An 11,008-nucleotide genomic window follows, 5' to 3' on the forward strand; every position below is an offset into this window, starting at 1 on the left:
GTTTTGATTAATAACATTATTTTAATGTTGGCATAACTATTGCTTTTGCTCCCTTGTACAGAGAACTTTTGGAGTAATTTATGGATCGCGCACTGTTTCTCGCAATGAGCGGCGCCAAGCAAAATATGCAGGCCCTGCAATTGCGTGCCAACAACCTGGCAAACGTGAGTACAACTGGCTTCCGTGCTGATTTAGCACAAGCTCGCTCTATGCAAGCTTATGGTGAAGGTTTGCCTTCACGTGTATTTAGCATGACGGAACGTCCAGGACATAACTTTGCGCAAGGTAGTGTGATCACAACCGGTCGTGACCTCGATATTACGGTAGAAGGCAGCGGCTGGATTTCTGTTATGGACCAAACTGGCAAAGAAGGTTTGACGCGTAACGGTAACCTAAAAGTGGATCAAAACGGCTTGCTAACGAATGCAAGCGGTCATGTGGTGTTGGGCGAAAATGATGCGCCAATCACCTTGCCAATCCCAGTATCCAAAATCGAAATCGGTCGTGACGGCACCATCTCTGTACTGCCTCAAGGTGCGCCGGCTGAAGAATTAGAAGTGGTTGATCGTATCAAGCTTGTACGTACAGACGATCAAAACTTGTTTAAAGATACCAATGGCTTATTTCGCCATAAAACTCCAAACCAGCCTTACGAAGCAGACGGCTCTATCAGCATCCAAACCGGTGCTATTGAAGGTAGTAACGTGAATGCCGTAGGTGAAATGACCGCTTTGATTGACCTTCAACGTCAGTTTGAAATGCAGGTCAAAATGATGAGCACCGCTGAAGAGATGGACAAGTCTTCAGATTCATTGCTTCGTATGAGTTAACAGAGTTAGAGGTTCACAATGCATCCAGCACTATGGGTAAGTAAAACAGGTCTAGACGCCCAACAGACCAACATCGCAACGATTTCGAACAACTTGGCGAACGCCTCAACCGTTGGTTACAAAAAGAGCCGTGCGGTATTTGAAGATTTGTTCTACCAAAACATCAACCAGCCAGGCGGCCAATCTTCTCAGAACACAGAACTGCCAAGTGGTTTGATGCTGGGTGCCGGCTCTAAAGTGGTTGCGACGCAAAAAGTGCACACGCACGGTAACGCGCAAACCACCACTAACGCACTCGATATGATGGTGGAAGGCGATGGCTTCTTCCAAGTAACTTTGCCAGACGGCAACATCGGTTACACCCGTAACGGTCAGTTCACGTTGGATGGTGAAGGTACGTTAGTGACTTCTGGCTCTGGCTACCCTGTAGAGCCGGAGATTGTGATTCCTGAAGACGCAATTTCTATCACGGTTGGCACAGACGGTGAAGTCTCAGTGCGTATTCGTGGTGAACAAAACAACGTTGTGGTTGGTCAGCTAACTATTACTGATTTTGTAAACCCTGGTGGTCTTGAGCCAATCGGTCAGAACCTTTACTTACCAACTGGCGCAAGCGGTGACCCACAAGAAGGTGTCCCTGGTCTTGATGGTTTGGGCGAAATTCGTCAATCCATGCTTGAAGCATCTAACGTGAACGTAACGGAAGAGCTGGTCAACATGATCGAAGCTCAGCGCGTGTACGAAATGAACTCAAAAGTAATCTCATCGGTCGACAAGATGATGAGCTTCGTTAACCAGCAGTTGTAATCACTAAGATCGGGATTTAGGGAGCCAATGATGAAACGTATTTGTCTACTTGTACTTATCACGACCATGTCTGGTTGTGCGATGCTAGAGCCGATTGAAACCGACGAAGTCAGCCAAGCGACAACGGTGGTGGATGCGGTTGAAGGCGATAAGTCGAAAGAAGAGAGCAGCGGCATCATTGATACTTTGCGCGGCAGAACCGATCCGGTGGCAGGCGATCCGGCATGGGCACCGATTCACCCTAAGCAAAAACCAGAGCACTATGCGGCAGCAACGGGCTCTTTGTTTAGCACCGAGCACATTACCGACCTATACGATGACTCTAAACCACGTGGCATCGGCGACATCATTACCGTAACACTCGACGAAACCACTCGTGCGACTAAGAGTGCCAACGCCGATCTATCAAAAACCAACGATGCGAAGATGGAACCTCTGTCTGTCGGTGGTCAAGAGCTGCAAATTGGCGGCAAATACAATTTCTCGTACGATCTGAACAACACCAACACCTTTGCCGGCGACTCTTCGGCTAAGCAAAGCAACAGCATCAGCGGTTACATCACGGTAGAAGTGATTGAGGTGCTGGCAAACGGCAACCTAGTGATCCGTGGTGAGAAGTGGATGACGCTGAATACGGGTGATGAGTACATTCGTCTAAGTGGCACAATTCGCCCTGATGATATCAATTTCGACAATACTATTGCGTCAAATCGCGTATCTAACGCAAGAATCCAATACTCTGGCACAGGCTCGCCACAAGATATGCAAGAGCCAGGTTTCTTGGCACGATTCTTTAATGTAGCCCTGTAAGACGTCGAAATGACGGCAAATTGACTGCACGAGATTAAGTAAGCATGAAAAGAATCCTATTAGCACTGTTGAGCGTTGCACTGTTCGCAACCACAGCCCAAGCTGCACGTATCAAAGACGTCGCGCAGGTGGCTGGTGTGCGTAGTAACCAACTCGTGGGTTATGGCTTGGTTTCGGGCTTACCAGGAACGGGTGAATCCAATCCGTTTACAGAACAAAGCTTCGCGGCAATGCTGCAAAACTTCGGCATTCAGATGCCGCCGGGCACAAAGCCAAAGATCAAAAACGTTGCCGCAGTAATGGTAACGGCTGAACTACCTGCGTTTTCGAAACCGGGTCAGCAAGTTGACGTGACGGTTTCTTCAATCGGTAGCGCGAAAAGTTTACGTGGCGGTACCTTGTTACAAACTTTCCTAAAAGGTCTAGATGGACAAGTTTATGCCGTTGCTCAAGGTAATCTTGTTGTCAGTGGTTTCAGTGCAGAAGGTGCCGACGGCTCAAAAATCGTTGGTAACAACCCGACGGTCGGTCTTATCTCTAGCGGTGCAACAGTAGAGCGTGAAATCCCAAACCCATTTGGGCGTGGCGACTACATCACATTTAACCTACTGGATTCTGATTTCACGACTGCGCAGCGTATGGCTGATGCGGTAAACAACTTCCTTGGACCTCAAATGGCCAATGCGGTTGACGCGACGTCTGTTCGTGTCCGTGCTCCACGTGATGTGAGCCAACGTGTTGCCTTCTTATCAGCAATCGAAAACCTAGAGTTCGACCCTGCAGATGGCGCGGCGAAAATCATTGTGAATTCTCGTACCGGTACGATTGTGGTCGGCAAGCATGTTCGCCTGAAACCTGCGGCAGTGACTCACGGTGGTATGACCGTAGCAATCAAAGAAAACCTTAATGTGAGCCAACCAAACGGCTTCTCTGGTGGCCAAACTGTGGTTGTGCCGGACTCTGATATCGAAGTGAATGAAGAGAAAGGCAAGATGTTCAAGTTCGAACCGGGTTTGACACTGGATGATCTTGTCCGAGCGGTGAATGAAGTCGGTGCTGCACCGTCGGATTTGATGGCGATTTTGCAAGCATTGAAACAAGCTGGTGCCATTGAAGGCCAGCTGATCATCATCTAATCGATTAGGAGAGAAACCATGGTCAACAATCCTAACGATATCGGCTTTATTCATGACATCAGCTCCCTCGATACTCTTCGTCAGAAAGCGGTGAAAGAGGGCAAAGATGGTGAGCATGAAGCATTGCAAGCGGCTGCTCGTCAGTTTGAATCGATCTTTACCTCGATGATGCTGAAGTCGATGCGCGAAGCGAACGAAGGCTTTGAGTCAAACTTAATGAACAGCCAAAACGAAAAGTTCTACCGTCAAATGCTGGACGAGCAAATGGCGAGTAACTTAAGTGCATCGGGTTCGATGGGTTTGGCTGACATGATTGTTAAGCAGTTGACGGTTGGGCAAGGCGACGACAAGGCTGAAACAGCAATGCGCGATGCAGCAAACAATGCTGTGGAATACCACCGTGTGGATCCGAAGAAAGCGCGTGAAATCGAGCAGCGCTTAATTGAATCAGGTCAGCTATCACGACCGGGTTCAGAGCCATCACGTTTTGATTCGCCAGAGTCTTTTGTTAATTCGATGAAGCCATACGCAGATCGTGCAGCGAAAGCCTTGGGTGTTGAACCTTCATTGCTATTGGCCCAAGCCGCGCTAGAAACAGGCTGGGGGCAAAAAGTCGTTAAGAACGCACGTGGCAGCAGCAACAACCTGTTTAACATTAAAGCTGACCGTAGTTGGCAGGGTGATAAAGTGACGACTCAAACACTAGAGTTCCACGATAACACGCCTGTGAAAGAGACGGCGGCATTCCGTTCTTACTCGAACTACCAAGATAGCTTTAACGACTACGTCCGCTTCTTGAATGAGAACCCGCGCTACGAGACTGCTCTTCAGCAAGGTGGTGATTCTGAATCCTTCATTCGTGGAATTCACAGCGCAGGGTACGCAACTGACCCAAGCTATGCAGACAAAGTGCTGCAAGTGAAACAAAAAATCGAGAACATGTAACTCAACCCGATTACGAATGCTTGATGTACATTTTGAGAAGGCTTGCCACAGTGCAAGCCTTTCTTTTTTCGTGCTTTCTCTTTCTTTCCTAAACTGGCACACCTTTTGCTAATTGCTAACTAGGTGATCGGTCAATACCGATTTTATTTCGTTTTTGGGGGCATGTATGGCGTCAGATTTGTTGAATGTAGGTACACAAAGTGTGCTTACCGCTCAGCGACAGTTGAATACGACTGGTCATAACATTTCTAATGCAAATACAGAGGGTTACAGCCGTCAGTCTGTTATCCAAGGCACCAACGATCCGCGTCAATTTGGTGGGTCAACTTACGGCATGGGCGTGCATGTGGAAAATGTTCGCCGCTCTTGGGATGAGTTTGCCGTTAAAGAGCTGAACCTCTCCACAACCAACTATGCCAACAAACTCGATAACGAGAAGAACCTTGATTTGCTTTCTAGCATGTTGTCTTCAGTGGCATCGAAAAAGATCCCAGAGAACATGAACGAGTGGTTCGATGCGTTGAAAACCATGGCGGATACCCCAAATGACATGGGCGCGCGCAAAGTGGTGCTGGAAAAAGCCAAATTACTCAGCGATACCCTCAACGAATTCCATGAAACCGTGCGTCAGCAATCGGACGTGACGAATAAGTCACTGGATATGGGCATTGAACGCGTGAATCAACTTGCCGTTGAAATCCGCGATGTTCATCGATTGATGATGCGTACCCCAGGTCCTCATAATGACTTGATGGACCAACATGAAAAACTAATAAAAGAGCTGTCTGAATACACTAAGGTGACGGTGACCCCGCGCAAAAATTCAGAAGGCTTCAATGTTCATACCGGTAATGGTCATACGCTAGTTTCGGGAACCGAAGCGAGCCAATTGAAAATGATTGATGGCTCACCAGATGTTCATCAACGTCGCCTGGCTATGGTTGAAGGTGGCGGCATTAAAGCCATCAAATCGGACGATATTGACGGCAAAATTGGCGCGTTACTTAAGATGCGTGACGAGCACATACCACAAGTGATGGATGAGCTTGGCCGCTTAGCGACGGCGTTTTCTAGTGAGGTAAACCACCTGCAATCGCAAGGTTTGGATCACTACGGTAATGTGGGTGACCCATTGTTTACCGATGTGAACTCAGAGCGACTAGCCAAATCTCGTGTCGTTGCAGGCCCTCAATCGACGGCTGATATGGCGGTTTACATCAATGATATCAGTGCACTGAAAGGTGGTGAGTACTCGTTGCGTTACGATGGTGACAGCTATGCGGTGACTAAGCCAAATGGCGAGACCGTCAAACTTAATACCGATGCAGGCAATGCGTTCTACATCGACGGAATGCGTGTTGAAGTTCGCAATGAACCAAAGGTCGGCGAGCACGTGTTACTTCGTCCTACGCGTAGCAGCGCAGCACAAATGAAAGTCGAAACAACTGATCCAAAAGCGATCGCCGCGCAAAGTTACGAAGCATCGACCACTTTTGCTCAAGGTAATGCGAAGTTTGAAATCCTTGATGCGGGTGACTTGCGTGAATTTGAAGTGGTGGTGTCTCCTACAGGTGACCAATTCGCAGTGACAGATACCAAAGGCAATGTGCTTATGGCTCCGCAGCCATATCCACCGACTGGGCCGGTCTCAGTCAGCCTTCCAAGTAATCACCCTGCTTATAGCAACGGCGGCGCAACCGTATTTGAGCTAAGTGCAGGCGCATTGGCGAACGATAAGTTTACCGCCAACTTAGTGCCCTCTGAGGGTGATAATGGCAACTTGCGTAAGATGCAAAACATCCAAACTGACAAGAAGATGAATGGCAATGAGTCGACCATCATGAGCTTGTACTTCAACTTGAACACTGATGTGGGTTTGAAAACATCAACTGCAAGTCGATTAGCGGATGTTGCTCAGTTAGAAAGCGAGGCAGCACAAGAGCGCGTGGCGTCGATATCGGGCGTAAACCTCGATGAAGAAGCGGCAAATATGATGAAGTTCCAACAGGCGTATATGGCCTCTTCTCGTGTGATGCAGGCAGCCAATGACACCTTCAACACCATCTTGCAGTTGCGCTAAAGGAGGCCTTAGATGTTAACGCGAATTTCTAGCTTCCATAACTACCAGTCAGTGCAGAACGACCTGCGCCGTCAGGAAAATAAGGTTCACCATAATCAGGAGCAATTGGCTTCTGGTAAACAGTTGACCAAGCCGAGTGATGATCCACTTGCGACGCACTATATTCAGAGTATTGGTCAACAAGAAGAGCAGTTAAGGCAGTACCTAGATGCGATTGTTCTGGTTCGTAACCGTCTAGAAAACCAAGAAGTGGCTGTGGCTAATGCAGAGCAATTTGTTGATGAGTCGAAGCGCCTTTCGATGGAAATGATCAACGGTGCCTTCTCTCCAGAAGACCGTGCAGCGAAAAAGCGCGAACTGGAAGAAATTGCCAACAACTTCATGGCGCTTGCGAACTCTCAAGATGAGTCGGGTAACTACGTTTTTGCTGGCACGAAGCCAAAAACGCAGCCCTTTTTCCGTGATTCTGATGGCAGTGTGGTTTATACCGGTGACGATTATCAACGCAAGATGAAGATCGCTAGCAACATTGAGATGGGTATCAACTATCCGGGTAATAAAGTGTTCTCGGAGATCTCAAATCCTTTTGGTGATTTTGAACCGCAATACGACCTACAAGAGGGCTCTGAGCTGTTGCTTGGACAAGCGACCGATGAATCTAAAAGTGACTCAAATTACAAAGTGACCTTTGTGGACATGAGTAATGGCAAGTTTGGTTACCAACTGGAAAAAGATGGCGGCATTGTTCAGGTCGATGACTATTCGCCAATTGACGGCATCCAATATGAAGGCGTCAATATTCAGCTGAAAGGACAAGTATCCGCAGGGGATAGCATCACGCTAGAGCCGCGCCAAACCTTCAGTGTTTTTGATGCATTCAAAGAAACCATGCAGTGGTCAGAGAGCTCAGTATCTGACGCATCGGCGACGGCAAAGCTGCATCAAATGACGGAAGAATTCCAAGCGGCATTTGTTCACATGAACAAAGTGAGAACCGATGTGGGTGCTAAGTTGAGCACGCTCGATATTCAAGAGCAAAACCACGAAGATTTTAATTTGTCTCTGGCGAAAGCGAAGAGCAATTTTGAGGACTTGGATTACTCCAAGGCAGTGATTGAGTTCAGTGAGAATTCACGTGCACTGCAAGCCTCACAACAGGCATTTGGCAAAACCAAAGACCTGACGTTGTTTAACTATATTTAACGCGCCTATCGTCTATGCAGTGCGTTCGGTGCTCGAAACGTTCGATTTTAATGCCTTATGTGCCAAGCCTTAAGTGCGAGAAATCAACGAAAAGCACCGAGTAATGCGAGCCAAGCGGCATGATTTGACCGAAAGCGGCAATCAAGCCAACGGTAATTTGAGCGGAAATAGAGAAACAGCAACTCGGCAACACAACAAAATATGAGCAAGACAAGGCTCGTGCCCCATATGCGCTATAACTTGTTGTTTATTTGTTTATTATTAAAAGAACAAATAGTTTGAAACAAGTTGGCACACAAATTGTATTGATGTTGTCAGAACAGACTTACGAGATCCTAAATCTTGCCATATAAGCAGATTTAGCAACGAATTTTTTACGGTCAGTGCTTATCCAAATGAGAGTAAAGCTGGCCGCTTCGCAAAAGCTTGCGAACTCAACAGGAGAGCATAATGGCTGTAACAGTTAGTACTAACGTCTCCGCGATGACCGCGCAGCGTTACTTAAACAAGGCGACCAACGAACTTAACACTTCAATGGAGCGTCTATCATCTGGTCACAAGATTAACAGTGCAAAAGACGATGCGGCAGGTCTACAGATCTCTAACCGTCTTACTGCGCAGTCTCGTGGTCTTGATGTGGCGATGCGTAACGCGAACGACGGTATCTCGATTGCCCAAACGGCAGAAGGTGCGATGAACGAAGCGACGTCAGTCATGCAACGTATGCGTGACTTGGCGATTCAATCTGCAAACGGTACTAACTCTCCAGCGGAGCGCCAAGCGATTAATGAAGAATCATCTGCGTTGACGGATGAACTAAACCGTATCGCAGAAACAACATCATTTGGTGGTCGTCGTCTATTGAACGGTTCGTTCGGTGAAGCGGCATTCCAAATCGGTTCAAGCTCTGGTGAAGCGATGATCATGGCACTAACGAGCATCCGCGCGGATGACCAGCGTATGGGCGGTGTGACTTTCTTCTCTGAGAATGGCAAAGACAAAGACTGGGGCGTCGATCCTACTAAAGCGGATCTAAAAATCACCCTTCCAGGCATGGGTGAAGATGAAGACGGCAATCCAGATGACCTAGAGATCAACATCAACGCAAAAACAGGCGACGATATTGAAGAGTTGGCAACGTACATCAACGGCCAATCTGATATGATCAACGCATCGGTGAGCGAAGATGGTAAACTGCAAGTATTCGTCGCGCACCCGAACGTGCAAGGCGATATTTCAATCTCTGGTGGTCTAGCATCGGATTTAGGTCTAAGTGATGAAGCAGTGCGCACATCAGTGCAAGACATCGATATGACAACTGTGCAAGGTTCTCAAAACGCGATTTCTGTACTGGATTCAGCGCTTAAGTACGTGGATTCACAACGTGCTGACCTAGGTGCAAAACAAAACCGTCTGAGCCACAGCATCAATAACTTGGCGAACATTCAAGAAAACGTTGATGCGTCAAACAGCCGAATTAAAGATACGGACTTTGCGAAAGAAACCACGCAAATGACCAAAGCTCAAATTTTGCAACAAGCAGGTACTTCGATTCTTGCTCAAGCGAAACAGTTGCCAAACTCTGCAATGTCACTATTGCAGTAGTTTACCTAGCCTGTATTCAATACATTCAGACGTGGATGGGAATGCAGGCTTATGGCAAGCAACGTTATAATTGAATGTGCGGCTCTCTCATCTCTCACCTGCCAATCATTTTCAATGTAAGGTTGCACCCGGTGTGCCGGTTATGTGTTCATTTCTCTTGATCTCCACATAGGCTCTGGCTACCAACCTAGCCCCAGTTCTCTCAAAGGAAAAGGGGCTTTTTCTTTTCTATCGTCCAGATAAAACCTTCCTGAATCTCATCTAACCCACTGCTTTTTATTGGCTTTTGGTTGTTCTTTATTCAATTTACAGCGCTCGGCTTAAGCTTTAGAAACTTGAGGCCTTTTTTCTACTTTTCTTCAATTTTTCTAGCCAAATCTCGCAAATTCACTTTTTTTGATTTTTTTCTAAAGCTTCTGAAAACCGAGTCGTTAATAGAAGTAACTTTGAGAGAACTACTTGGTTTTCCGAGACGTCGGAAACCGTTACATCGGAAAATCAATTGGAGAAATCACCATGGCAGTGAATGTAAACACAAACGTATCAGCGATGACCGCTCAGCGTTACCTAAACAACGCAAACTCAGCACAACAAACTTCTATGGAGCGTTTGTCTTCAGGTTTCAAAATCAACAGCGCGAAAGATGACGCTGCGGGTCTTCAAATCTCGAACCGCTTGAACGTACAAAGCCGTGGCCTGGATGTGGCTGTTCGTAACGCGAACGACGGTATCTCTATTGCACAAACTGCTGAAGGTGCAATGAACGAGACCACTAACATCCTACAACGTATGCGTGACCTGTCTCTTCAATCAGCAAACGGTTCTAACTCAAAAGCAGAACGTGTTGCGATTCAAGAAGAAGTAACAGCACTGAACGATGAACTAAACCGTATCGCTGAAACGACTTCTTTCGGTGGTAACAAGCTTCTAAACGGTACCTACGGTACTCAGTCTTTCCAAATCGGTGCGGACAACGGCGAAGCGGTAATGCTGAACCTAAAAGACATGCGCTCTGACAACCAAATGATGGGCGGCGTGAGCTACCAAGCTGACAACGGTAAAGACAAAAACTGGAACGTTGAAGCGGGCAAAAACGACCTGAAAATCAGCCTGACTGACAGCTTTGGTCAAGAGCAAGAAATCAACATCAGCGCGAAAGCGGGTGACGATATCGAAGAGCTAGCGACGTACATCAATGGTCAAACTGACCTAGTAAAAGCGTCAGTAGACCAAGACGGCAAACTGCAAGTGTTTGCGGGCAACAACAAAGTTGAAGGTGACGTTGAATTCTCTGGCGGCCTATCTGGTGAGCTAGGTCTAAGCGACGGCAATAACGTAACGGTTGATACTATCGACGTGACTTCTGTAGGTGGCGCGCAAGAATCTGTTGCTATCATCGATGCGGCACTGAAATACGTAGACAGCCACCGTGCAGAGCTGGGTGCTTTCCAAAACCGTTTCAACCACGCAATCAGCAACTTGGATAACATCAACGAGAACGTGAACGCGTCGAAGAGCCGTATTAAAGATACAGACTTCGCGAAAGAAACGACTCAAATGACTAAGTCACAAATTCTATCGCAAGCGTCAAG

Annotated in this window: 9 protein-coding genes; all 9 read left to right on the forward strand. The window is 47.3% G+C overall.

Going from position 1 to position 11,008, the window contains the following annotated elements; translation table 11 throughout:
• Window positions 1-80 precede the first annotated feature (80 nt).
• Window positions 81-830 carry a flagellar basal body rod protein FlgF gene (locus KIV40_RS08230; RefSeq protein WP_005425588.1) on the forward strand — a complete coding sequence of 250 codons (750 nt, stop codon included), beginning with the start codon at window positions 81-83 and terminating at the stop codon, window positions 828-830.
• 18 nt (window positions 831-848) lie between these two features.
• Window positions 849-1,637, forward strand: a complete 789-nt coding sequence (flgG, locus tag KIV40_RS08235; protein ID WP_005425600.1) for a flagellar basal-body rod protein FlgG — start codon at window positions 849-851, stop codon at window positions 1,635-1,637.
• A gap of 30 nt (window positions 1,638-1,667) precedes the next feature.
• Window positions 1,668-2,447 carry a flagellar basal body L-ring protein FlgH gene (gene flgH / locus KIV40_RS08240; protein ID WP_285348652.1) on the forward strand — a complete coding sequence of 260 codons (780 nt, stop codon included), beginning with the start codon at window positions 1,668-1,670 and terminating at the stop codon, window positions 2,445-2,447.
• A 44-nt stretch (window positions 2,448-2,491) separates the two neighbouring features.
• The gene (locus KIV40_RS08245) at window positions 2,492-3,583 is read left to right on the forward strand and encodes a flagellar basal body P-ring protein FlgI (RefSeq protein ID WP_285348645.1); all 1,092 of its coding nucleotides are present in this window, start codon (window positions 2,492-2,494) and stop codon (window positions 3,581-3,583) included.
• 18 nt (window positions 3,584-3,601) lie between these two features.
• Complete coding sequence (gene flgJ / locus KIV40_RS08250; RefSeq protein ID WP_285348646.1) at window positions 3,602-4,528, forward strand: flagellar assembly peptidoglycan hydrolase FlgJ; 927 nt, start codon at window positions 3,602-3,604, stop codon at window positions 4,526-4,528.
• A 166-nt stretch (window positions 4,529-4,694) separates the two neighbouring features.
• The gene (flgK, locus tag KIV40_RS08255; protein ID WP_285348647.1) at window positions 4,695-6,608 is read left to right on the forward strand and encodes a flagellar hook-associated protein FlgK; all 1,914 of its coding nucleotides are present in this window, start codon (window positions 4,695-4,697) and stop codon (window positions 6,606-6,608) included.
• Between the two features lie 12 nt (window positions 6,609-6,620).
• A complete protein-coding gene (gene flgL / locus KIV40_RS08260; RefSeq protein WP_103413487.1) occupies window positions 6,621-7,811 on the forward strand; it encodes a flagellar hook-associated protein FlgL in 1,191 nt (396 codons plus the stop codon).
• 450 nt (window positions 7,812-8,261) lie between these two features.
• Entirely contained in the window at window positions 8,262-9,416 is a 1,155-nt protein-coding gene (locus KIV40_RS08265; RefSeq protein WP_005425620.1) for a flagellin, read from the forward strand.
• A gap of 516 nt (window positions 9,417-9,932) precedes the next feature.
• The coding region (locus KIV40_RS08270; RefSeq protein ID WP_285348651.1) for a flagellin at window positions 9,933-11,008 on the forward strand (1,076 nt) is incomplete at its 3' end.

The organism is Vibrio sp. D173a, from assembly GCF_030248475.1.